Origin of the sequence: Janthinobacterium aestuarii (assembly GCF_051380835.1) — a bacterium.
GTDB classification, from domain to species: Bacteria; Pseudomonadota; Gammaproteobacteria; order Burkholderiales; family Burkholderiaceae_D; genus Janthinobacterium; species Janthinobacterium aestuarii.
The window spans coordinates 92,940-115,782 of record NZ_JBNYXU010000011.1; the positions used below are offsets into that span (position 1 = coordinate 92,940).

A 22,843-nucleotide genomic window follows, 5' to 3' on the forward strand; every position below is an offset into this window, starting at 1 on the left:
TCAATCAGTCGGCCAGCGCCGCCAGACGCTGGCGCACCTGGTTCAGATCCGTCTCGCGCATGCGCGCCGCCGTCTGGCGCAAGGATTTTTCCGCGCCCGCCACGCCGGCCGCCACGGCCATCGACAGCCAGATATACGCCTGCTGCAAATCGAGCGGGCTGCCTTGGCCGCTGGCCGCCATCAAGCCCAGATTCATCTGCGCCCGCGCATGGCCCTGGCGCGCGGCCAGCGCATACCAGTCCCAGGCGGCGGCATAATCCTGCGGCACGTCCTGGCCATTGTCATGGCGCAGGCCCAGCGCAAACTGGGCCAGGCTGTGGCCCTGGGCGGCGGCGCGGCAGTAACAGGCGCAGGCCTGCTGGCTGTCGGGCGCCGGGCCATCGTCGCGGTCGTGCAAGACGCCCTGCATGTATTGCGCGGGCGCGTAATCCTGCTCGGCCGCGCGGCGGTACCACTCCAGCGCCAGCGACAGATCCTGCGGCACGCCCTGGCCATGTTCGTAACGCAGGCCCAGGTCGAACTGCGCCCGCACATGTCCCTGGTCGGCCGCCTTGCGGTACCAGAAGATGGCTTCCTGCGCATCGGCGGGCATGCCCTGACCATGCTCATGCAACAGCCCCAGCTGATACTGGGCGGCGGGGAAGCCCTGCTCGGCGGCCTGGCGGTAGAACGCTTGCGCCTGCGCGTAATCGTGGGCGCCATGTTCATGGTGCAGGCCCAGGTTGTGCTGGGCCGCCGCATGGCCCAGTCCCGCCGCCTTGACATACCATTCCAGCGCCGTCTGTTTATCGCAGGGTACGCCCTGTCCATTGTCGTAGATCAGGCCCAGGTTGAACTGCGAACTGGCGTGGTCCTGCTCGGCCGCGCGCCGGTACCAGGCGATCGCCTGCCGGCTGTCCTGCGGCAGCACGTCGCCATTTTCATAGCGCAGCGCCAGGTTGAACTGGGCCGGCGCATAGCCTTGCTCGGCCGCCTTGCGCATCCAGGCCGTCGCCTGCTGGCGGTCCTGGCGCACGCCCTGTCCATTGTCGTAGCGCAGGCCCAGGTTGAACTGCGCGCGCGCATAGCCCTGTTCGGCCGCCTTGCGGTACCAGGCGATCGCTTGCACGAAGTCCTGCGGCACGCCCTTGCCATTGTCATACATCATGCCCAGGTTGTTTTGCGCGCCCGCGTCGCCCTGCTCGGCCGCGCGGCTGAACCACAGCATGGCTTGCCCGCTGTCTTGCGCGAGTCCCTGGCCCTTGGCATACAGCCAGCCCAGGTTGTACTGCGCCGCCGCGTAGCCCTGCTCGGCCGCCTGCTGGTACCAGTGCGCCGCCTGCGCAAAATCCTGCGGCACGCCTTGGCCCTTCTGGCACATCACGCCCAGGTTGTATTGCGCGTGCTCGATTCCCTGCGCGGCAGCCAGGCCATACCAGTGCAGCGCCTGCGCATAGCTTTGCTCGATGCCCTGGCCATTGAAATACATGAAGCCCAGGCTGTGCTGGGCGTTCGCATTGCCCTTCTCGGCCAGTCCTTTCAGGCGCAGGTAATCAGCAGTGTAATGAGCAGCCGTGCAATGAGCGGCCGTGTTGCGGGGATCGGCAAGCGACACGGTCAAGCCTCGATGGTCAGCGTCCGGGACGGCGCGGGCGCGGCTTCGGCGATCAGGCGGTTCTGCTCCTGCAGCACGCCGATGAAACTGCCCAGCGAAATGGGCCGGTGGTACAGATAGCCCTGCATCGTGGTGCAGCCCTTGTCCTGCAGGTAGCGCGCCTGCCCTTCCGTCTCCACGCCTTCGGCGATCAGATGCAGGCCCAGGCCGCGCGCGATCGAGATGATGGCCAGGATGACGGGATAGTGTCCGTGCTCGTCGTGGATTTCCTTCACAAACGACTGGTCGATCTTGATGGTGTGGATGGGAAAGCGGTGCAGGTACGACAGCGAGGAATAGCCGGTGCCGAAATCGTCGATAGCCACCGAGACGCCCAGCTGACACAGCGTGTTCAACTGCTCGATCGCATACTGCGGATTGCGGATGCAGATGTTTTCCGTGATCTCCACTTCGATCTTTTCCGGCGCGATGCCGTAGCGCGTCAGCGCGCCGCGCATCTTCTCGAAAAAGTCGCCCCGGTCCAGATATTGCGGCGACAAATTGAGCGACAGGCGCACAGCTTCGCCGCCAGCCGCATCCCATTGCAGCAGGTCGCGGCACAGCGCGCCCAGCATCCAGTCCGAGATCGGCAGCATCAAGCCGTTTTCCTCGGCAAACGGCAAGAATTCGCCGGCCGTCAGCAAGCCCCGCTGCGGGTGATTCCAGCGCATCAGGCCTTCGGCGCCGACGATGCGGCCCGTCATCACGTCCACCTGCGGCTGGTAATACATCTCCAGCTGGTTCAGCTCCAGCGCCTTGCGCAAGCTTTGCTCGAGCGCGATCTTCTGATGCGACACATCGAGCATGGACTCGTGATAAAAACTGTGGCCGTTCTTGCCCAGCGCCTTGACCTGGTACATGGCGATGTCCGCATGGCGCAGCAGCTCGTCGATGGTTTCGCCGTCGCCCGGATAGATGGCGATGCCGATCGATGCCGAGATATGCACCTGGTTACCATCGAGGTCGAACGGCTGGTGCAGGCATTCGAGGAATTTGTCGGCGATCAGGCGCGCATCCTGGCGGTCGCGCAGTTCCGGCAGCACGATGGTAAATTCATCGCCGCCCTGGCGCGCCAGGGTATCGCCGCGGCGCAGACAATCCTTCAGGCGCAGCGCCACCTGCTGCAGCAATTCGTCGCCCTTCACGTGGCCCAGGGTATCGTTGACCAGCTTGAAACGATCGAGGTCGATGAACATCACGGCCAGTTCCGTCAGCTTGCGCCGCGCCTGGATCACGGCCAGCCCCAGGCGGTCCTTGAACAGCATGCGGTTCGGCAGGTCCGTCAGGATGTCGTGGTAAGCCTGGTAGGAAATGACTTCCTCGGCGCGCTTGCGGTCGGTGATGTCGCGCGCCACGCCGTAGGTGCCGAAGTATTCCTGCTTTTTCGCTTCCTGATCGTGGCTGTGCATGCCGATCGAATTGAGCGGAATCGTCATCAAGGTGTTGTTGAAGGTGCGGTCGCTGCCAGTGCCGCTATGGCACTTCAGGCGCAGTTCCACATTGCGCGAGGCGCGCTCGTCGAGGCGGCGCTCATTGAAGGCATAGCGCGCCCGCTCCTGGTCTTCATCGTGCACGAGGATGGAATAATGGCTGCCGATCAGCTCTTCGCGACTAAAGCCCAGCAACTGGTGCACCCTGTCATTGATGAAGGTGATGCGGCCTTCGTGGTTCAGCGTATAGATGATGTCGGGCGAACTGTCGACCAGGTAGCGGTACATCTTTTCCGAGTTTTCCAGCTGCAGCGCGATGCGCTCGTTTTCCAGCGCCAGCTTGCGCTTTTGCAGCGCGTTCTCCACCGTCTTGAGCAGCTCCTCGCGGCTGTAGGGCTTGCGCAGATAATCGTAGGCGCCGCGCTTCAGGGCGCCGATGGCCGCCTCGATACCGACGTCTCCGCTCATGACGATCACGTCGCCCTCGATGCCGCGCCGGTTGATGTGGTCCATGATTTCATGGCCGCTCATGTCGGGCAGGCGCAAGTCGAGCAGGATCAGGTCGAAGCGCAGTTTCGACAACTGCGCCAGCGCTTCGCTGCCGCAGGTGGCCGTGTGCAGCTGGTAGCCGCGGTCTTTCAGCAATTCGTGGAGGGAGGCGAGCAAACGGGGCTCGTCGTCGACCAGCAGGATGCGCGGGCTGTTTTCCAGGTCAAAGGGAATGGCGGAGGAGTTCATGGACGTTACGAAGACAAGGCGGTATTGCCGGGCGCGGGCAGCGCGGCTGCAGCGCTCGCCGGCAAGGGAATGGGCAGTAAAATTTCAAACGAGGTGCCGGACTTGCTGCTGCGGCAGCCGATCACGCCATGCAGGCGCGTGACCAGGTCATGCACGATGGATAAGCCCAGGCCATGATGCGCCCCTTCCTTGCTGCTGCGCACAGGGGAAAACAGATTGGCCAGCACTTCCGGCGCCAGGCCGGCGCCATTGTCGCTGACGCACAGTTCCAGATACAGGCGGCGGTCGCGGTTGACGTGGCCACGGTTCGCCACTTCGATGCGCCCGCCATCGGGCAAGGCTTCGACGGCGTTTTTCAGCAGGTTGAGCAGGATTTGCTTGAGCATGTCGGCATCGGCCTCTACCTCGCATGGCGCGTCCTGCATGCGCGTGACCACCTCGATCTTCGGCGGCAGGAAGTCGGTGGCGCGGAACAGGCGCAGCACATCGTCGACGACGCGCGCGCAATCGGTCACGCCGCTGGCCGCTGCCGGCTGCAGATCGGCCAGGCCGCCGATCAACTGGCCGACCCGGTCGATTTCCTCATTGAGGATCGCCATTTCGCCCGACACCGGCTCCTGCTTCTCCAGCTTGTGATCGAGCACGCTCAGGTAATTCTTGATGATGGATAGCGGGTTGTTCACTTCATGTACGACGCGGCGCGACGCGGCGCGGTATTCCTCGGCCACGTGATCGAGCTGGCGCCGCGCCAGGCCGCGCGCGCTGATGGCCGTTTCCAGCGCCGTGGCGGCCTGGTTGGTATACGCGCGCAGGAAACCTTCGCGCTTCTGGCAAGCGGGAATCTGCCACGCCGCCACGCCGCCAATAAGCACGCCCAGGCTGCGCTGGCCCGACGCCAAAGGCACGCAGACCAGGCTGTCGGTACCGAGAATGCGGAACAGCTGCTCCTCGACGATGCCCAGCGCCGGCATGTCGCGTTTCAGGAACGCCGGCTGGCACTCGAGCGCCGAAGCAGCCAAAGGTCCACCCTTGGCCAGCGGGATCGAGAAGCCAGCCAGGCGCTGCTGATGTTCACCCGCTGCCACGCCGACGAGCGCATGGCCGGTGGCGTTTTGCAGCAGGATGACGGCGGTGTCGAAATCGAACAGGATGCGCGCCGAGCGCGTGATGGCTTCGAGCAGGCTGCTCTCGCCCTGCTGCCGGGCGAAGGTCTGTCCCACTTCGGACACCAGCACCATATTGCGCACTTCGTCGGACAGGCGCCGCTGCACCGGATCGACGGATGGCGGCGCATACGCGGGCGGCGTGGCAATATCGTCCGCGCCGGCCAGGTCGATGCCCAGGTGCTGCGCGGCCTGCTCCACCTGGCGCGCGACGCTGCCGGCCAGGTCTTCCAGTGTCTCGACGTCCAGCCCGCACAGGCTTGCCGCCTGCGTGATGGACTCGGCCTCGTCGGCATCGTCGGCATGGCAGCACAGCAGGTGCGCCAGGCGCACGATGCGGATCAGGGGATGGCTCGCTTCCAGGCGCGCCAGCGGTTCATGGTGATACAGCACGCTGTCGGCCAGGAAGGAATCGAGATGCCAGCGCTCGATCAGCCAGGCGCCCGCTTCCGCATGCGTGATCTGCAAGGTGCGCTGCTCCACCGCGCACAGGGCGGCATCGTCGCGCGCCGTGAAATTGAACGCGTATTCCTTCGGCGCCGTGGCCAGCAGGGCCAGGCGGCCCACGTTGTGCAGCAATCCCGCCAGATACGCTTCCTCGGCATGCGGATAGGCCATGGCCTTGGCCAGCGCGCGCGCCATGACGGCGGCCGACAGCGAGCTCTTCCAGAAGGCGCGCAAATCCGTGCTGCCGGAATGGGGAAAGCTGTTGAAGGTCTGGAACACGGATTCGCTGATGACCAGGGTCTTGATCATGTCCGTGCCGAGCGACACGAGCGATTGCTCCAGGCTGACGACCTTGCTCTGGCGGTGGTAGGCCGAGCTGTTGGCTACACCGAGGATCTTGCTGGTCATGCCCGCATCCTTGGCGATCAGGGCGGCCAGCTCCGGCATGCCGGCATCGTCGGCCTGCAGGTGGGCGATCAGCTTGAGGAGGATCTGCGGCATGGCCGGCAAGCGGGCAATCAGCAGGCGATTGCGTATATCTTGATCAGATTGATGCATCGTATCAGGCATTGCCGGTTCGAAAAGGATGAGCGCTCAGCAGCGAAGCGCGGCCACGTTCAGAGGAATCCTCCACTCCTGTAAGCAAAAAATGTGTTGCCTGAGAGGATGCCGGGAAAGCAGTCATCTTATCATAAGCGCCGGATATTACTTGCAATATAGAAAATTAAGTTGAAATAAATCCAGCGTTCTGCCATGGAAACTTATGCCCTGGAGGAACCCAGCAAACGGTGGCGGAAGCGCCGCGATATCAGCCACAGCGCCAGCCCCAGGCCAGTAAACGCCAGCTGGCCCGAGGCCAGCCACAGCACGGAACCGGACAGCAGCGGCGAGATCACGCCAGCCACCACGGCGCCCAGCAAGGTACTGGCAAACGACTGGCACGAAGCCACCGTGCCGCGGATATGCGGGAACAAATCGAGCGCCAGCAGGGTCGCGCCCGGCCCCACCAGCGACATGCCGAAGGTGTAGAAGAACAGGGGCAGCACCGACCAGGGCAACGATGGCGGCAGGAACAGGTGATACACGACATTGACGCTGGCGGCGCACAGCAGGAAGGCAAAGCCGATGCCGATCTGGCGCGCGAACGTGACCTTGCCGGCGATGCGGTTGGCTGCCGCGGCGCCCATGAAGATGCCGCTCACGCAGGGAATGAACAGCCAGGCGAATTGCGATGGCCCCAGGCCCAGCTGCTTGGGCAGCATTTCCGGCGCGGCCGTGATGAACAGGAACAGGCCCGCGAAATTGAGGGCGACGATGCCCGCCTTGATGTGGAACAGGGGCGAGCGCAGGATCTGGCCATAGCTCGACGCGAGAAAACGGGGATTGAACGGCTGGCGCTTTTCCATCGGCAGGGTTTCGGGCAGGCGCCAGTAGCAGAACGCCAGCAGCACCACCGTGTAAAAGGCGAGGAACAGGAAGATCGAGCGCCAGTCGAACCAGATGACGATCCAGCCGCCGAGAATCGGCGCCACGGCCGGAGCGATGGAAAAGATCATCGTCACCAGCGACAGCAGCCGCGCCGCCGCCGCATCGGCATACAGGTCGCGGATGATGGCGCGACTGATCACCACGCCGGCGCCGGCCGAGACGCCCTGCATGATGCGGAAGAACCACAGATAGTGCACCGTGTGCGCCGAAGCGCAACCGAGCGAGCCAATGGCAAACATCAGCAGGGACACGAGAATGACGTTGCGCCGGCCGAAGGTATCCGAAATCGCGCCATGCCACAGCACCATGCCGGCAAAGGCCAGCATGTAGAACGTCAGCGACTGCTGCACTTCCAGCGGCGACGCCTGCAGCGAACCCTGGATCGCGCCAAACGCGGGCAGATACGTATCGATCGAGAGGGGACCCAACATCGACAGCCCGGCCAGCATCATCGCCAGCGCACCGCGGCTCAGCGGCGCCATGTGGCTCGGCGTGGGGGGCGGAACGGGGGTAACCGGGTCGGGCGGCACATCGGCCGGTGGGGTGGGAAACATGGCGGATCCAGGGTGACACGTTCGGCTTTCTCAGCTGCCAAAATATCTGAGAAAACCGTAGCGAGCGGAAGTGAATTGTGGCCGAGAGCGCAACCGTACTTTAGTACGGTGAGCACCGCAGGCCGCAAGTCACGACGCGCAGTAGGTTTAATCAGATATTTTTGGGTTTGGCTTCTTCGCGGCGGTTGTAACCGGCGACCATGTCAAAGCGGAACAGACGGCATTCCAGCGCGCCGTTGAAGAATGGCGTCTTGCGCGCTTCTTTCAAACGCAGCAGCTTGGGCAAGCCCAGGTCGGCCGTAAACAGGAACACGGTCCAGCCGGCGAAACGCTGCTTCAGGGTCGTGCCCATGGCCGAGTAGAAGGACGTCGACAATTCATCTTCCGGAATGGTGCTGTCGCCGCGCACGCCGATACGCTCGCCGTATGGCGGGTTGGTCAGCATGATGCCCGGAACGTCGCTTGGCGGCTTGACTTCCTGCGCCTCGATCTGTTTCAAGGGTACGTCGAAGCGCACACCGGCGCAACGCAGGTTATGGCGCGTCATGGCGACCATGTCGCCCGAGATGTCGCTGCCGAAAATCGTCGGTTCGGCCGGCAGCGGATTGACCTTGATGGCGTTTTTCATGGCATTCCACGGCGCCGGATCGAAGTCGTGGAAGTTTTCAAACGCGAACTGGCGCGACGCGCCCGGCGGAATCCCCTGCAGCACCTGCGCCGCTTCGGCCAGGATGGTGCCGGAACCGCACATCGGGTCGAACAGCACCATGCCAGGCTTCCAGCCCGACACGCGCAGCAGGCCGGCGGCCAGGTTTTCGCGCAGCGGCGCGTCGCCCGTCTCTTCGCGCCAGCCGCGCTTGAACAGGGCTTCGCCCGAGGTGTCGAGGTAGACAGTAAACGTGTGTGCGTCGAGGAAGCCGACGATGCGCATGTCCGGCGTCTTGGTGTTGACCGATGGACGCTCGTTGAACTGGTCGCGGAAGCGGTCGCAGATCGCATCCTTGATTTTCAGTGTCGTGAATTCCAGGCTGCGCAGCGGCGATTTGACGGCCGTGACGTCGACGCGGATCGTGTGGTGCACGCCGAACCAGTCTTCCCAGGATTGCGCCAGAGTCAGGTCATAGATGTCGTTTTCCGTCTTGTAGCCGGAATGGGCCATGCGCATCAGCACGCGCGAAGCGATGCGCGAATGCAGGTTGATGCGGTAGGAGTCGAGCAGGTCGCCCGAGCAGTGTACGCCGCCCGGCACCTGGTTGTGGACCTTCATGGTCGCACTATCCTGGGCGATCTCGCCCAGTTCCTCGGCCAGCGCCGCTTCCATGCCGCGCGGGCATGGGCAAAAATATGAAGCCATGGTGTACCTTTTATCCGTTGTAGTGAACACCCGCAGGCACCTGCTGCGCGGTACGGCGCTCGCCCGGCGATGCTCGCCGTACCTTCGTACGGCTGCGCTTCTCGGACAAGCGGCGATCCGCTCGCGACGGTGCCTGCGGGTATTGTTACTTTTACTGCATTAAAAAAACCACTTTGTTAACACTGCTTTTAACTTGCTACCTCGCCAGCCGACATGTGGCGCTGACTGTGCTTGTCGGATTACGCGCGGCCTTGCCCCGCTAATCCGACCTACATTCTCATACCACGCGGCAAAACCGCGCCTGTCCCGTAGGTCGGCTTAGCCCGCCAGGGCGTAAGCCGACGTGCGCTGCCGACTGAGCCTGTCGGATTACGCGCGGGGCGCTAATCCGACCTACATCCTTTATTTATTTTGCGTCCAGCGCGCGCTCGACGAAATCGAGGCGGTCCTGGCCCCAGTACCCTTCGCCATCGACGATGTACCACGGCGAGCCGAAGACGGAAGCGGCGGTAGCTGCCTCCGTGTTGGCGTCGTATTCGGCCTGCACGCTGGCCGTCCCCGACGTTTTCAGCAACTGGCGGCCATCGAAACCGGCATCAACGGCGATCTGCACCAGGGTTTCCTCGTCGCCGATGTTGCGCTCTTCGGCCCACAGGCCGCGCATGATGGCGTGCGCCAGGTTCAGCGATGCTTCCACGCCGTGCGCCAGGCGCGTGGCGATGATCAGCTTGGCCGACGCTTCCGGCGACACGGGGAAGAACTTCGGCTGCAAGGTCAATGGCACTTGCAAAAAGGCCGACCAGCGCGCCAGTTCAGCCAGGCGGTAGGCCTGGCGCTGCGGCGCGCGCTTGGCCAGCGGCAGGCCGCCCGAGACGCTGAAGACCTTGCCCAGGTCGAAGGGACGCACGTCGATCTGTGCGCCCGTCTTCGCGGCGATGGCCATCAGGCGCGCGTGGCCCAGGTAGGTCCATGGCGAGTGGGGGGCGAAGAAATACTGCACGACTTTGTTCTGACTTGCACTCATCTCGACTCCCTTAGAAAGGCTTGACCACGACCAGCACGACGACGGCCAGCAGCATCACCACCGGCACTTCATTAAACCAGCGGAACCAGGTGTGGCTGCGCTTGTTGAGACCTTTTTCAAACTTGCGCAGGATGGAACCGCAGGCGTGGTGATAGCCGAGCAGCAGCACCACGAACGTCAGCTTGGCGTGCATCCAGCCCGGCATCTTCATGCGGCCTTCGCCCCCGCCGTACAGCATCCACATCAGGGCCAGCCCCAGCACCATCGCCGGCAGCGCCAGCAACGACATGAAGCGGTACAGCTTGCGCGCCATCAGCAGCAAGCGCTCGGTGGCCACCGTTTCCGTCTCCATCGCCAGGTTCACGAAGATGCGCGGCAGGTAAAACAGGCCGGCGAACCAGGACATGACGAAGATGATGTGGAAGGCTTTGGTCCAGAGAAAGAGCATGGGGTTCCCAGTGTCGGAGGTGGAGAAAAACAGAGCGCGGGCCGCCTTGTGGGCCGCCCGCGAGGAGACTATTTGCGGATTTCGCCGTGGCCGAATACCACGTACTTGAGCGAGGTCAGGCCTTCCAGGCCCACCGGACCGCGCGCGTGCAGCTTGTCGTTCGAGATGCCGATTTCGGCGCCCAGGCCATACTCAAAACCGTCGGCGAAACGCGTCGACGCGTTCACCATCACCGAGGCGGAATCGACTTCGCGCAGGAAGCGCAGCGCATCGCTGTAGTCTTCCGTGATGATCGATTCCGTGTGCTTCGATGAATACTGGTTGATGTGGTCCATCGCCTCATCGATGCCGTCGACGACCTTCACCGACAGGATGGCCGCCAGGTACTCGGTGGACCAGTCTTCCTCGGTGGCGTGTACCAGGTGCGGATACGCAGCAGCGGCCAGGATCGCATGGCTTTCCGGATCGGCGCGCAGTTCCACCTGCTTGGTCAGGTACAGCTCGGCCAGCTGCGGCAGCACGGTGGCGGCGATGGCGCGCGACACCAGCAGGGTTTCCATGGTGTTGCAGGTGCCGTAGCGGTGGCACTTCGCGTTGAAGCCGATATCGATCGCCTTCCTGATGTCGGCCTTGGCGTCGATGTAGACGTGGCAGATGCCGTCGAGGTGCTTGATCATCGGCACGGTGGCCTCTTCCATCAGGCGCGCGATCAGGCCCTTGCCGCCGCGCGGCACGATGACGTCCACGTACTGCGGCATGGTGATCAAGGCGCCGACGGCGGCGCGGTCGGTGGTGTCGATGACTTGCACGGCATCGGCCGGCAGACCGGCTCCTTGCAAGCCTTCGGCCACCAGCTTGGCCAGCGCGCGGTTGCAGTGGATCGCTTCCGAGCCGCCGCGCAAGATCGTTGCGTTGCCGCTCTTGATGCACAAGCCGGCCGCGTCCACCGTCACGTTCGGACGCGCTTCATAGATGATGCCGATGACGCCCAGCGGCACGCGCATCTGGCCCACCTGGATGCCCGTCGGGCGGAATTTCATGTTCGAGATTTCGCCGATCGGGTCGGCCAGCGAGACTATCTGCGTCAAGCCTTCGACCATGGTGGCGATGGCGGCGTCGGACAGGGTCAGGCGGTCGAGCATGGCCGGCGCCAGGCCGGCGGCAGCGGCCGCATCGAGGTCGCGCTGGTTGGCCGCGCGCAGCAGATCGGCATCGCGCACGATGGCGGCGGCGATCAGGCTCAAGGCGCGGTTGCGCGTGGCGCTGTCGGCACGCGCCATGGCGCGCGAAGCGGCGCGCGCGCGCGTGCCCACGTCCTGCATATATTCTGTGATGTCCATGCTCGTATCCATAAAAGTTAACCTCGGGCGATCTTCAGACCCAGCTGCAGCATGGCGTCCCAGGCATCGCCCGCGTAGCCCTTGGCGCGCAAGCCCTTGATCATCTTGTCCACCTGCGCCGCCTGCTGCAGCGCCGCTTCCAGCACGGGCAGCGAAATGCGCCGCAGGGCCGGTTCCATCATCCGCTCGCGCGGACCCCAGATACGGTATTCCTTCAGCAACGCGCCCAATGGACGCCCTTGCGCCATGCCGGCCTTCAATTTTAACAGCGTACGGATTTCTTCGGAGACGGCCCACAAGACCAGCGGCAGCGCCTCGCCCTCGCCTTTCAAGCCTTCGAGCATGCGCACCAGGCGCGCCGGGTCGCCGGCCAGCATGGCTTCGGACAGCTTGAAGACATCGTAGCGGGCCACGTTCAGCACCGCGTCCTGCACTTGTTCGTACGTCAGCTTGCCCGCGGCATGCAACAAGCCCAGTTTCTGGATTTCCTGGTGCGCCGCCAGCAAATTGCCTTCCACCCGTTCGGCGATGAAGTCGATGCTGGCCCGTTCGGCGCTTTGTCCCTGCGCAGCCAGGCGCTGGGATATCCAGGCCGGCAACTGCGCCCGTTCCACATTCGGAATGTCGATATACACGGCCGCCTGCTGCAGGCTGGCGACCCAGGCCGCCTTCTGCGTGGCCCAGTCCAGCTTGGGCAAGGTGATCAGGGTCAGATTGTCGGGACTGAGGTTTTTGGCGTAGCTTTGCAGCGCCGCGCCGCCATCCTTGCCCGGCTTGCCGGTGGGGATGCGCAGCTCGATCAGTTTTTTATCGCCGAACAGCGACAGCTCCTGGTTCGCCGCCAGCAGTTCGCCCCACTTGAAGCTGCGCTCCACCGTCAGCACGTCGCGCTCGGAATACCCTTGCGCGCGCGCCGCGCGGCGGATCTTGTCGGCCGCTTCCAGCGCCAGCAAGTGTTCGTCGCTGGTGATCACATACAGCTGCGCCAGCGGCTTGGCCACATGTCCATCGAGCGCGTCTATCCGCAATTGCATGGCGTCCCCGTTACTGCTGCGGGGCTGCCGGCGCGACCGGCGTCACGGGCGCTACTGGCGCCACCGACATGGCCGGCAGCACCGGCTTGATGGCGGCCAGGCGGCGCATGATCTGCTGCACCAGATCGTTGCGCATGTCGCGGTACAGCGCCGCTTCCTCGGTTTCCTTGGCCAGCACCTGCCTGTCGTCGAAGGTGATAGGACGCACCAGACTGATGGTCGTCGGCGCCAGCAACTGGTTGCCGGCCTTGTCCAATACGCGGAAATTGATCGCATAGCCAAGTTGGTACTCTTGTACACGGCCGCTGGTGTTCAGGGACAAAATGGTCTTGGTACGATTCCTCTCCGGATCGGTGAGCACCTCAAGGACGGCGTCGGCGCCATCCTTGGTATTGACCACCTCCGTGCTGCCAATGGCGCGGATATAGCGTTTCAGACCGATCGCCAGCGGCGACGAGTCGGGCAAGCCGATGTACATCGTGGCGAACGGCAGCATGAAACTGCCGTTCGAACCGCGCAAATGAAAGCCGCAGGCCGACAGCAGGACGGTCAGGCCCAACGCCAGCACGGCGCGGCGGCCCAACAGCGATACTTGAGAGGAAGTCGTCATGATTACACCACGATGCTGATTAACTTGCCTGGCACGACGATGATCTTCTTCGGCGTGGTCTCGACGTACTTCTGCACACTTTCGCACGCCAGCGCAGCCGCTTCGATACTGGCCTTGTCCGCATCCTTGGCCACCGTGATCGAGCCGCGCAGCTTGCCGTTCACCTGGATCATCATCTCGATCTCGGACTGTTCCAATGCGGCCGGGTCGACCTGCGGCCATGCCACGTTCAACAGATCGCCGTGCACGCCAGCGTAGCCCAGTTCCTGCCACAGCACGTGGGTGATGTGCGGCGCGACAGGGTTGAGCAGGCGCAGGAAGATGGAGAAGCCTTCGGCGATCAGCGCCTTCGACTGCGCGCTGTCATCGAGCTTGGCCGACTCCAGGGTATTGAGCATCTTCATGCAGGCCGACACGACGGTGTTGTACTGGATGCGCTTCAAGTCGTAATCGGCTTGCTGCAGCAGCTTGTGCAATTCGCGGCGCAGGTTTTTCTGCGCGTCGCCCGTGGCGGGAGCCGCGCCGCCAGCCAGTGCGGATTGAATCGTGGCCGACTGCGCGTAACCGAAGTTCCACACGCGGCGCAGGAAACGGTTCGCGCCTTCGACGCCGCTGCCCGACCATTCCAGCGTCTGTTCCGGCGGCGAGGCGAACATGGTGAACAGGCGGGCCGTATCGGCGCCATACTGCTCGATCTGCGCTTGCGGGTCGATGCCGTTGTTCTTCGACTTCGACATTTTTTCCGTGCCGCCGATTTCCACCGGCTGGCCGTCGGCCACCAGGACGGCGCTTTGCGGACGGCCCTTGTCATCCAGGGACAGGCGCACGTCGTCCGGGTTGAACCAGGTGGTCTTGCCCGCCGCGTCCTTGCGGAAGTAGGTTTCGTTGAGCACCATGCCTTGCGTCAGCAGGTTGACGAACGGCTCGTCGAACTTGACCAGGCCGAAGTCGCGCATGATCTTGGTCCAGAAGCGCGCGTACAGCAAGTGCATGACGGCGTGTTCGATACCGCCGATGTACTGGTCCATCGGCATCCAGTAATCGTTGCGCGCGTCGACCATGGCGTCGTTCGAGCCTGGCGAGGTATAGCGCATGTAGTACCACGACGAATCGACGAAGGTATCCATGGTGTCCGTCTCGCGGCGCGCCGGCTTGCCGCACTGCGGGCAGTCGCACTGCAAAAAGGCTTCATATTTGTTCAGCGGGTTGCCCGTGCCGTCCGGCACGCAGTCTTCCGGCAGCACCACCGGCAGATCTTTTTCCGGCACCGGCACCACGCCGCAATCGGCGCAATGGATCATCGGGATCGGCGTGCCCCAGTAGCGCTGGCGCGAAATGCCCCAGTCGCGCAAGCGGAACGTGGTTTTCTTCTCGCCCAGGCCCAGTTCCGCCAGGTCGGCGGCCACCGCATCGACGGCGGACGCGAAATGCAGGCCGTCGTATTTGCCGGAGGCAACGCAGACGCCATCCTTGCTGCCATACGATTCCTGCCAGGCGTCCGTCGAAAATTCCTGTCCCTTGACTTCGATCACTTGCTTGATCGGCAGATTGTATTTCTTGGCAAAGCCGAAATCGCGTTCGTCGTGCGCCGGCACGCCCATCACGGCGCCATCGCCATAGGTGATCAGCACGTAGTTGCCGACCCAGACTTCCACTTGCGCGCCCGTCAACGGATGGGTGACGAACAGGCCGGTCGGCATGCCCTTCTTCTCCATCGTTGCCATGTCCGCTTCGATCACGGAACCGAGCTTGCATTCGGCGTTGAACGCGGCCAGCGCAGGATTGCTTTGCGCGGCGTGGATGGCCAGCGGGTGCTCGGCGGCCACGGCGCAGAAGGTCACGCCCATGACGGTGTCCGGACGCGTGGTAAACACATACAGCTTGCCGTCGCCGATCAGGCTACCTTCGGCATCCGCGATTGTGTGCGGGAAGGCGAAGCGCACGCCCGTCGACTTGCCGATCCAGTTGGTCTGCATGGTGCGCACGCGCTCGGGCCAGCCCGGCAGCTTGTCGTCCACATAGGCCAGCAATTCTTCCGCGTAATCGGTGATGCGCGCGTAATACATCGGGATTTCGCGCTTTTCGATCAGCGCGCCCGAACGCCAGCCCTTGCCATCGACCACTTGCTCGTTGGCCAGCACGGTCTGGTCGATCGGGTCCCAGTTCACGGTACCGGTCTTTTTGTAGATAATGCCTTTTTCCAGCATCTTGAGGAACATCCACTGGTTCCATTTGTAGTATTCGGGCTTGCAGGCGGTCATTTCGCGCGACCAGTCGATGGCAAGACCCATCGATTCCATCTGCTGCTTCATGTGGGCGATGTTCGAATACGTCCATTGCGCGGGCGGCACGTTGTTGGCCATGGCCGCGTTTTCCGCCGGCATGCCGAACGCATCCCAACCCATCGGCATGAGCACGTTGTAGCCGTTCATGCGCAGGTAGCGGTACATCACGTCATTGATCGTATAGTTGCGCACGTGACCCATGTGCAGCTTGCCCGAAGGGTAAGGCAACATCGAGCAGGCAAAATACTTGCCTTTTGGGAAACGCGGGTCGTGTTCGACGGCTTTATAGGCGTCGATCGCCTTCCAGTGCGATTGGGCGGCTTGTTCGACGTCGGCGGGACTATATTTGTCTTGCATAATGGATGTGCGACCAGCGTGGCCCGGCCAATAGTGGATATGAACCGAGCATTATACTGGTTGTCGCCGCCCGATAGCGCGGCGCGCTGGCGGCCCGGGCGCGCATATTTTGGCCGGCGCACAATTATGCTGTGTAAGATATACGCAATCTTATTCTTTGCATCAAAGCCGGCCATGATCGTCTACCAGGAATATCCGCCCATCCCCGCCCTGCGGCCCTGGCTGGAGTGCGTCTGGACGTGCCGCGTGCAGACGGGCGCCACGCCCTTCACGCACCAGGTCTTGCCCGACAATTGCATCGACATCCTGTGCCAGGACCAGCAGGACGCCAGCTTTGCCGTCGGCATGATGACGGCGCCGATTGCCGTCGTCAGCCAGGGCCTCGTGCAAACGGTGGCGGCCCGCTTCAAGCCTGGCGCGGCGGCACGCTTCTTCCAGCTGCCCTTGTGCGAACTCAACGATGGCCGCACGGGATTGCAGCAGCTGTGGGGCCGCGAGCTGGCGGCGCGCCTCGGTGACGCCCTGTGGAGCGAACCCTTGACGAATGCGCAACGAGTTTCCATTTTGCAAGAATATCTGCTGCTGCGCCTGCGCACCGCGCCGCCACGGCGCCAGGCTGGCGCGGCCGAACATGCGATCGCGGCCATCGAGGCGGCAGCCGGCCAGGTGCGCGTGGATGGGCTGGCGCAGCAACTGGGCGTGTCGCGCCAGCACCTGGCGCTGCAATTTCGCCAGCAAGTGGGCATCAGCCCGAAGCTGTTTGCCCGCATCTGCCGCTTTCGCGCGGCCAGCCAGGGCATGCAAAGCCTGGCGGGACAGCTGGACTGGGCGCAAGTGGCCTTGCAATATGGTTATTTCGACCAGTCGCACCTGATCCACGACTTCCAGGATTTCGCCCGCAGTTCGCCCGAGGCGTGGCTGGCGGGCCGGCGCTTGTAAGCACCTTCCATTTTTACAATCACGCGCCGCGCGCCGGTGGCATGATGACCTTATTCTTCATTCATCAGGAGCAGAACATGATCAAGGGTTTACGCACCGTCACCTATCCCGTCCCCGACCTGGACAAGGCCAAGGCCTGGTACAGCCAGGTATTCGGCACGGCGCCGTATTTCGACCAGCCGTTCTACGTCGGCTTTGCCATCGGCGGCTTCGAGCTGGGCTTGCTGCCGGACGGCCAGCCGGGCACGCAGGGCAGTGTGACGTACTGGGGCGTGGACGGCATCGAGCAGGAAGTCGAGCGCATCGTTGCGCTGGGCGGCAGCCTGCACCATCCGATCACGGATGTGGGCGACGGCATCCGCACGGTGGAATTGCTCGACCCGTTCGGCAACCAGATCGGCCTGATCGACAATCCCCACTTCGATACGGCCAAGGTCGTCTAGGCCGCCTCGTCCTGCAGCCATTGCCGGAACTGCTGCAAGGCCAGTTTTTCATGCGCCGCCTCGGGCGTGATCAGGTAATACGCGCGCTGGCCGCGCAGTGGGCGCTCGCATGCGATGCGCAGCTCGCCGCGCGCCAGTTCCGCTTCGACCAGCATGCGTGGCAGCAAGACCACGCCCTGCCCCTGCACGGCCGCCATGGCCAGCATGGAAAACAGTTCATAGCGGGCGCCGTAGCGCGCCAGTTCCCCATCGACCTGCATGGCGTCAAACCACTGGCGCCAGGCGCCCGGGCGCGTACTTTGCTGCAACAAGGTCAGTTCCAATAAATCCTGCGCCTGCCAGTCGCTGCGTGCCGCCAGCAGGCGCGGGCTGGCGACGGGCACGATTTCTTCATGCATGAGCAAGGTGGCGCGCGTGCCGGGCCAGCGCGCCAGCTGCTCGGGCGTGCCCGCATACAGGGCGCCGTCGTATTCCGTATCGGCAAACATGAACGGTTTTGTATACGCGTCGATATGCACGACGATGTCCTGGTGCAAGCCCGCCAGTGACGACAGCCGCGGCATCAGCCAGCGCGTGGCAAACGTGGGGACCGAGGCCAGCTGCAAGGCGCCGCCACCGCCCTGGCGCGCCATGGTGTCGAGCGTGTCGCGCTCGAGGCCATCGAGTCGGGCCGCGATCTGCCGCGCATACGCGGCGCCGGCGCTGGTCAGCAGCACGCCATGGCGCGTGCGCTGGAACAGTTGCACGCCAAGAAAGCTTTCCAACGATGAAATCTGGCGCGAGACGGCACTTTGCGTCAGCGACAGTTCGCGCGCCGCATGCGTGTAGCTCTGGTGCCGCGCCGCCGCCTCGAAGCAGTTCAGGGCTTGCAGCATGGGAATTTTGCGTGACATGGGGATTATCCGGCCGGTGAAAGGCTCCTAGTATGCCGCAAGATATGCGCCACACGCATGTCTGGGTGCGAAAAAATCGTTTGCGCAAGGCCAGGCAAAAACCTACCATGAGCCATATTCAATCTTGCGCCGATCACCGGCGCTCACCTGCGAGGCCTGTGATGAGCAAAACCGTATTCGACTGGAATTCCCCCCTGCTGCTGGAAGAACAACTGACGGGCGACGAACGCGCCGTGCTGGAAGCGGCCCGCGACTATTGCCAGGGCAGCCTGGTGCCCAGGGTCCTGGAATCGTTCCGCCATGGACGCACGGACGCGGCCATCTTCCGCGAAATGGGCGAACTGGGCTTGCTGGGCACCACCATTCCCGAAGAATACGGCGGCGCCGGCCTGAACTACGTGTGCTACGGCCTGGCCGCGCGCGAAGTCGAGCGCGTCGATTCGGGCTACCGCTCGATGATGAGCGTGCAATCGTCGCTGGTGATGGTGCCGATCAATGCCTTCGGCAACGAAGAAACCAAACAGAAATACCTGCCGAAACTGGCGACGGGCGAATACATCGGTTGCTTCGGCCTGACGGAACCAAACCACGGCTCCGACCCTGGCAGCATGGTCACGCGCGCGCGTAAAGTGCCGGGCGGCTACAGCCTGTCTGGCGCGAAGATGTGGATCACCAACAGCCCGATTGCCGACGTATTCGTCGTCTGGGCCAAGGACGATGAAGGCGCGATCCGCGGCTTCGTGCTGGAAAAAGGCTGGAAAGGCCTGTCGGCGCCGGAAATCCACGGCAAGGTCGGCTTGCGCACCAGCATCACCGGTGAAATCGTCATGGATGAAGTATTTTGCCCGGAAGAAAACGCCTTCCCCGACGTGCGCGGCTTGAAAGGCCCGTTCACTTGCCTGAACAGCGCCCGCTACGGCATCGCCTGGGGCGCGCTGGGCGCGGCCGAAGACTGCTACCTGAAGGCACGCCAATACACGATGGACCGCCAGCAATTCGGCCGCCCATTGGCTGCGAACCAGCTGGTGCAAAAGAAACTGGCCGACATGCTGACGGAAATCACCATGGGCTTGCAAGGCTGCTTGCGCCTGGGACGCATGAAGGATGAAGGCTCGCCCGCCGTGGAAATCACGTCCATCATGAAACGCAACAGCTGCGGCAAGGCGCTCGATATTGCCCGCATGGCGCGCGACATGATGGGCGGCAACGGCATTTCCGACGAGTTCGGCGTTATCCGCCACCTGGTCAACCTGGAAGTGGTCAACACCTACGAAGGCACGCACGATGTGCACGCGCTGATCATCGGCCGCGCCATCACCGGCATCGCCGCGTTCAACTAATGGACGCCTTGGCTTCCACCCTGCGGCCCGCGCCGCTGACCGGCTTGCGCGTGCTCGACCTGTCGCGTGTGCTGGCCGGCCCGTGGGCGGGGCAAATGCTGGCCGACCTGGGCGCCGACGTCGTCAAGGTTGAACAGCCGGGCCGCGGCGACGACACGCGCTCGTGGGGCCCGCCGTATCTGAAAGACGAGGATGGCAGTGACACCGCCGAGGCCGCCTATTTCCAGTGTGCCAACCGCAACAAGCGTTCCTTGTGCATCGACCTGGCCGCACCCGAAGGGCAAGCGCTGGTGCGCAAGCTGGCTGCCGAATCGGACGTGCTGCTGGAAAACTTCAAGCTGGACGGCTTGAAGCAATACGGCCTCGATGCGGCCAGCTTGCTGGCACTCAACCCGCGCCTCGTCTACTGCTCCATCACGGGCTTTGGCCAGGATGGGCCGTACGCGGCGCGCGCCGGCTATGACTTCCTGATCCAGGGCATGGGCGGCTTGATGAGCATCACGGGCGTGCCCGATGGCCAGCCGGGCGCCGGGCCGCAAAAAGTGGGCGTGGCGCAGACGGACATCCTGACGGGCCTGTACGCCACCATCGCCGTGCAAGCGGCGCTGGCCGAACGGGAACGCTCGGGTCTGGGCCAGCATATCGACCTGGCCTTGCTGGACGTGCAAGTGGCGGCGCTGGGCAACCAGGCAGCCAACTACCTGTGCGGCGGCAAGGTGCCGCAGCGCATGGGCAATGCCCATCCGAACATCGTGCCTTACCAGGACTTTCCCACGGCCGATGGCGACATGATTCTGGCGATCGGCAACGATGGACAGTTTTCGCGCTTTTGCGCCGTCGCCGGCCACCCGGAATGGGCGCAGGATGAACGCTTCGCCACCAATCCGCAGCGCGTGGCGCACCGGGCGATCCTGATCCCCTTGATGCGCCAGACCACGGTCATGCGCACGACGGCCGAGTGGATCAGCGCGTTCGAGGCGCAAGCCGTGCCCTGCGGCCCCGTCAACCGCATCGACCAGGTCTTTGCCGACCCGCAAGTGGTGGCGCGTGGCTTGAAAGTGGAGATGCCGCATCCGACGGCGGGCACGGTGGCGCTGGTGGCCAATCCGGTGCGCCTGTCTCAGTCTCCGGTGCAATATCGCTTGCCGCCGCCGTTGCTGGGGCAGCATACGCAGGAAGTGCTGCAGCAGTGGCTGGGGTTGGACAGTGCGGCGATTGACGGCTTGCGCGAGCGCAAGGTGGTATAAATGTTGGGCAGGTCGGATTAGCGCTTGCGCGTAATCCGACTTGCACAGCCAACAATGTGTCGGATTACGCGGCGCTGCCGCTAATCCGACCTACGATGCTATTTACTTGAGTACCAGCTTCAACGCCGGCTTTTCGCCATAATCGTCATAGCGCTCATTGATGCCGGCGATACAGAAGGTGATTTCTTCCAGCAAGTCCGGCACTTGCGCCTTCATGCTTGCCGCATCCTGCACGACGATCTCGAGCACTTCGTTCGGTTTCAAACGGAACTGCGTCATGTTTTCGTCGTCGCGCAAATAGCTGAGGCAATCGACCCAGGCATCCATGCTGTTGCCGTAGAACTCGGGGAAACCGAAGGCTTGCACGCATTGCGCGTGAAAGCTCGCTTCGTCGATGATGTCTTTTCCATTCAGGATGGCAGTGGCCATGGTCTTCCTCAGTTCTTCAGCGACAGCACATCCTGCATGTCGAACAGGCCGGTCGGCTTGTCGGCCAGGAAACGCGCGGCGCGCAGGGCGCCGTGGGCGTAGGTGACGCGGCTGCTCGACTTGTGGCTGATCTCGATGCGCTCGCCGATGCCGGCAAACAGCACCGTATGGTCGCCGACGATATCGCCGCCGCGGATGGTGGCAAAGCCGATGGTCGACGGGTCGCGTTCGCCCGTCACGCCTTCGCGGCCGTACACGGCGCATTCCTTCAAGTCGCGGCCCAGGGCGCCGGCCACCACTTCACCCATTTGCAGGGCGGTGCCCGACGGCGCATCGACCTTGTGGCGGTGATGCGCTTCGATGATCTCGATATCGTAGCCTTCGGACAGGCTTTTCGCGGCCAGTTCCAGCAGCTTCATGGTGACGTTTACGCCCACACTCATGTTCGGTGCGAACATGATGGCCGTCTTTTCGGCGGCGGCGGCAATGGCAGCCTTGCCAGCGTCATCGAATCCGGTGGTGCCGATGATCATCTTGATGCCGTGCTCGGCGCAATACGCCAGATGCTGCAAAGTGCCTTCGGGGCGCGTGAAGTCGATCAGGTAATCGGCGCCGGCCAGGCCTGTGGCCAGGTCGGACTCGATCAGCACGCCGGCAGGCTTGCCGAGGAAAGCGGCGGCATCCTGGCCGACGGACGGCGAGCCGGCACGGTCGAGCGCGCCGGCCAGCACGGCGTCGGGTGCGCTGCTGACCGCTTCGATCAGGATATGGCCCATGCGGCCGCTGGCGCCAGCGATGGCGATTTTCAGTTCGGTCATTTTATTTATTCTCTTGCAACAGCTTATTTGGTGGGTTCGGCAGCAGGTGCAGGCTCGGCGGCAGGCGCCGTTGCAGGTGCAACTTCAGGCTTGCTCACAGGAATGGCGGGAGCGGCATCGGCCGGCACCGGCACGGCGCTTGGCGCCACGGGCGATGGCACGACGGCGGCAGGCACGTCGGCCTTGGCGACCTTGGCGAATGGCGACGGACCGGCGATGCGGTCGATGTATTCTTTCTCCGTCGGCAAGTTGCCGCCTTCGAAACGTTCCACTTTGCCATCCTTGCCGAAGTACACGACCACGCGGCTGCTGGTGGTTTCGCCACTGCCCCGGGCGAGGCGGAATGGGTAATCCCAGCGGTCGGCATGGAAGATATCGGTCAGCAGCGAGGTGCCGAGGACGAAGCGCACCTGGTCGCGCGTCATGCCCACTTTCAACTGGGCCAGCATCTCTTCGGAGACAAAGTTGCCTTGTTGAATGTCAGGACGGTAGGGCGAGAAAAACCACATGAATTTTTGCAGCGGCGTAATGGTGGTCGTTTGTGCACCCTGTTCTGGGACCAGTTCCTTGCCTTCTTTTTGAGCAGCTGCCGGCTTTTCGCCAAGGATGCCACGGCTGGCGCAGCCGGACATGGCCAGCGCGACACAGACCATGCCTGCCACGACTGGTGCTCGGAATGAAATACGGTGCCAGAGAGATGGCAATACAGCCGGTGTTACGCGCATAAATGACCTCAATTTGATGAACAAAACGCCAGGAGTGGCCGGCCTGCCAAAAAATGCATATTTTGGCACTCCCCGCTAAAACGCTATATGATAAAGCACCTGAC

The 22,843-nt window shown here is 63.3% G+C and carries 19 protein-coding genes; 4 read left to right on the plus strand and 15 right to left on the minus strand.

What is annotated here, in order from left to right:
- Window positions 1-4: 4 nt before the first annotated feature.
- The 11 genes from ACQ4WO_RS24455 to leuS all read right to left on the minus strand — a co-directional run bounded on the left by ACQ4WO_RS24455 (window position 5) and on the right by leuS (window position 15,905).
- Window positions 5-1,594, minus strand: a complete 1,590-nt coding sequence (locus ACQ4WO_RS24455; RefSeq protein ID WP_436483604.1) for an SEL1-like repeat protein — start codon at window positions 1,592-1,594, stop codon at window positions 5-7.
- 2 nt (window positions 1,595-1,596) lie between these two features.
- Window positions 1,597-3,801, minus strand: coding sequence for an EAL domain-containing response regulator (locus ACQ4WO_RS24460; RefSeq protein WP_139090577.1), 2,205 nt, complete (start codon window positions 3,799-3,801; stop codon window positions 1,597-1,599).
- A gap of 5 nt (window positions 3,802-3,806) precedes the next feature.
- A complete protein-coding gene (locus ACQ4WO_RS24465) occupies window positions 3,807-5,969 on the minus strand; it encodes an HDOD domain-containing protein (protein WP_436483605.1) in 2,163 nt (720 codons plus the stop codon).
- Between the two features lie 203 nt (window positions 5,970-6,172).
- Complete coding sequence (locus tag ACQ4WO_RS24470; protein WP_436483606.1) at window positions 6,173-7,453, minus strand: multidrug effflux MFS transporter; 1,281 nt, start codon at window positions 7,451-7,453, stop codon at window positions 6,173-6,175.
- Between the two features lie 151 nt (window positions 7,454-7,604).
- Window positions 7,605-8,807: a THUMP domain-containing class I SAM-dependent RNA methyltransferase gene (locus ACQ4WO_RS24475; protein WP_436483607.1), complete on the minus strand. Its 1,203-nt coding sequence runs from the start codon at window positions 8,805-8,807 to the stop codon at window positions 7,605-7,607.
- A gap of 406 nt (window positions 8,808-9,213) precedes the next feature.
- Window positions 9,214-9,831: a 2-hydroxychromene-2-carboxylate isomerase gene (locus ACQ4WO_RS24480; protein ID WP_436483608.1), complete on the minus strand. Its 618-nt coding sequence runs from the start codon at window positions 9,829-9,831 to the stop codon at window positions 9,214-9,216.
- A gap of 10 nt (window positions 9,832-9,841) precedes the next feature.
- Complete coding sequence (locus ACQ4WO_RS24485) at window positions 9,842-10,279, minus strand: CopD family protein (RefSeq protein WP_034745744.1); 438 nt, start codon at window positions 10,277-10,279, stop codon at window positions 9,842-9,844.
- Between the two features lie 68 nt (window positions 10,280-10,347).
- Window positions 10,348-11,619, minus strand: a complete 1,272-nt coding sequence (locus tag ACQ4WO_RS24490) for a glutamate-5-semialdehyde dehydrogenase (protein ID WP_139090574.1) — start codon at window positions 11,617-11,619, stop codon at window positions 10,348-10,350.
- Between the two features lie 17 nt (window positions 11,620-11,636).
- Window positions 11,637-12,653, minus strand: coding sequence for a DNA polymerase III subunit delta (gene holA / locus ACQ4WO_RS24495; protein ID WP_058048018.1), 1,017 nt, complete (start codon window positions 12,651-12,653; stop codon window positions 11,637-11,639).
- 10 nt (window positions 12,654-12,663) lie between these two features.
- Window positions 12,664-13,263, minus strand: coding sequence for an LPS-assembly lipoprotein LptE (locus tag ACQ4WO_RS24500; protein WP_046684470.1), 600 nt, complete (start codon window positions 13,261-13,263; stop codon window positions 12,664-12,666).
- A 2-nt stretch (window positions 13,264-13,265) separates the two neighbouring features.
- Complete coding sequence (leuS, locus tag ACQ4WO_RS24505) at window positions 13,266-15,905, minus strand: leucine--tRNA ligase (protein ID WP_436483609.1); 2,640 nt, start codon at window positions 15,903-15,905, stop codon at window positions 13,266-13,268.
- A 174-nt stretch (window positions 15,906-16,079) separates the two neighbouring features.
- On the opposite strand from leuS, the gene ACQ4WO_RS24510 reads away from it, so the two are divergent.
- Together ACQ4WO_RS24510 and ACQ4WO_RS24515 are read left to right on the plus strand one after the other, a co-directional pair.
- On the plus strand, window positions 16,080-16,844 hold the full coding sequence (locus ACQ4WO_RS24510; RefSeq protein WP_436483610.1) for a DUF6597 domain-containing transcriptional factor: 765 nt from the start codon (window positions 16,080-16,082) through the stop codon (window positions 16,842-16,844).
- Between the two features lie 77 nt (window positions 16,845-16,921).
- Window positions 16,922-17,287 (plus strand): VOC family protein, encoded by a 366-nt coding sequence (locus ACQ4WO_RS24515; RefSeq protein WP_070220761.1) that lies wholly within the window; start codon window positions 16,922-16,924, stop codon window positions 17,285-17,287.
- On the opposite strand, the gene ACQ4WO_RS24520 is transcribed toward ACQ4WO_RS24515, so the two are convergent.
- Window positions 17,284-18,180 (minus strand): LysR substrate-binding domain-containing protein, encoded by an 897-nt coding sequence (locus ACQ4WO_RS24520; protein WP_436483611.1) that lies wholly within the window; start codon window positions 18,178-18,180, stop codon window positions 17,284-17,286. The genes ACQ4WO_RS24515 and ACQ4WO_RS24520 overlap by 4 nt on opposite strands.
- A 161-nt stretch (window positions 18,181-18,341) precedes the next feature.
- On the opposite strand from ACQ4WO_RS24520, the gene ACQ4WO_RS24525 reads away from it, so the two are divergent.
- Window positions 18,342-19,520, plus strand: a complete 1,179-nt coding sequence (locus ACQ4WO_RS24525; protein WP_152250700.1) for an acyl-CoA dehydrogenase — start codon at window positions 18,342-18,344, stop codon at window positions 19,518-19,520.
- Complete coding sequence (locus ACQ4WO_RS24530) at window positions 19,520-20,767, plus strand: CaiB/BaiF CoA transferase family protein (RefSeq protein ID WP_436483612.1); 1,248 nt, start codon at window positions 19,520-19,522, stop codon at window positions 20,765-20,767. The genes ACQ4WO_RS24525 and ACQ4WO_RS24530 overlap by 1 nt, the downstream gene beginning before the upstream one ends.
- 102 nt (window positions 20,768-20,869) lie before the next feature.
- Here ACQ4WO_RS24530 and ACQ4WO_RS24535 read toward each other — a convergent pair whose 3' ends face one another.
- Genes ACQ4WO_RS24535 through ACQ4WO_RS24545 form a run of 3 tightly spaced genes read right to left on the minus strand, consistent with a single transcriptional unit; the run spans window position 20,870 to window position 22,667 of the window.
- Window positions 20,870-21,196, minus strand: coding sequence for a barstar family protein (locus ACQ4WO_RS24535; protein ID WP_436483613.1), 327 nt, complete (start codon window positions 21,194-21,196; stop codon window positions 20,870-20,872).
- Window positions 21,197-21,204: 8 nt separating this feature from the next.
- A complete protein-coding gene (gene dapB, locus ACQ4WO_RS24540) occupies window positions 21,205-22,014 on the minus strand; it encodes a 4-hydroxy-tetrahydrodipicolinate reductase (RefSeq protein WP_436483614.1) in 810 nt (269 codons plus the stop codon).
- 23 nt (window positions 22,015-22,037) lie between these two features.
- The gene (locus ACQ4WO_RS24545) at window positions 22,038-22,667 is read right to left on the minus strand and encodes an outer membrane protein assembly factor BamE (protein ID WP_436483722.1); all 630 of its coding nucleotides are present in this window, start codon (window positions 22,665-22,667) and stop codon (window positions 22,038-22,040) included.
- Window positions 22,668-22,843: the final 176 nt, after the last annotated feature.

Excerpts from the sequence above, each read along its gene's own strand:
- ACQ4WO_RS24460 (WP_139090577.1), bottom strand. The coding sequence starts at position 3,801 with ATGAACTCCTCCGCCATTCCCTTTGACCTGGAAAACAGCCCGCGCATC.
- ACQ4WO_RS24465 (WP_436483605.1), bottom strand. The coding sequence starts at position 5,969 with ATGCATCAATCTGATCAAGATATACGCAATCGCCTGCTGATTGCCCGC.
- ACQ4WO_RS24470 (WP_436483606.1), bottom strand. The coding sequence starts at position 7,453 with ATGTTTCCCACCCCACCGGCCGATGTGCCGCCCGACCCGGTTACCCCC.
- ACQ4WO_RS24475 (WP_436483607.1), bottom strand. The coding sequence starts at position 8,807 with ATGGCTTCATATTTTTGCCCATGCCCGCGCGGCATGGAAGCGGCGCTG.
- ACQ4WO_RS24480 (WP_436483608.1), bottom strand. The coding sequence starts at position 9,831 with ATGAGTGCAAGTCAGAACAAAGTCGTGCAGTATTTCTTCGCCCCCCAC.
- ACQ4WO_RS24485 (WP_034745744.1), bottom strand. The coding sequence starts at position 10,279 with ATGCTCTTTCTCTGGACCAAAGCCTTCCACATCATCTTCGTCATGTCC.
- ACQ4WO_RS24490 (WP_139090574.1), bottom strand. The coding sequence starts at position 11,619 with ATGGACATCACAGAATATATGCAGGACGTGGGCACGCGCGCGCGCGCC.
- holA (WP_058048018.1), bottom strand. The coding sequence starts at position 12,653 with ATGCAATTGCGGATAGACGCGCTCGATGGACATGTGGCCAAGCCGCTG.
- ACQ4WO_RS24500 (WP_046684470.1), bottom strand. The coding sequence starts at position 13,263 with ATGACGACTTCCTCTCAAGTATCGCTGTTGGGCCGCCGCGCCGTGCTG.
- leuS (WP_436483609.1), bottom strand. The coding sequence starts at position 15,905 with ATGCAAGACAAATATAGTCCCGCCGACGTCGAACAAGCCGCCCAATCG.
- ACQ4WO_RS24510 (WP_436483610.1), top strand. The coding sequence starts at position 16,080 with ATGATCGTCTACCAGGAATATCCGCCCATCCCCGCCCTGCGGCCCTGG.
- ACQ4WO_RS24515 (WP_070220761.1), top strand. The coding sequence starts at position 16,922 with ATGATCAAGGGTTTACGCACCGTCACCTATCCCGTCCCCGACCTGGAC.
- ACQ4WO_RS24520 (WP_436483611.1), bottom strand. The coding sequence starts at position 18,180 with ATGTCACGCAAAATTCCCATGCTGCAAGCCCTGAACTGCTTCGAGGCG.
- ACQ4WO_RS24525 (WP_152250700.1), top strand. The coding sequence starts at position 18,342 with ATGAGCAAAACCGTATTCGACTGGAATTCCCCCCTGCTGCTGGAAGAA.
- ACQ4WO_RS24530 (WP_436483612.1), top strand. The coding sequence starts at position 19,520 with ATGGACGCCTTGGCTTCCACCCTGCGGCCCGCGCCGCTGACCGGCTTG.
- ACQ4WO_RS24535 (WP_436483613.1), bottom strand. The coding sequence starts at position 21,196 with ATGGCCACTGCCATCCTGAATGGAAAAGACATCATCGACGAAGCGAGC.
- dapB (WP_436483614.1), bottom strand. The coding sequence starts at position 22,014 with ATGACCGAACTGAAAATCGCCATCGCTGGCGCCAGCGGCCGCATGGGC.
- ACQ4WO_RS24545 (WP_436483722.1), bottom strand. The coding sequence starts at position 22,667 with ATGGTCTGTGTCGCGCTGGCCATGTCCGGCTGCGCCAGCCGTGGCATC.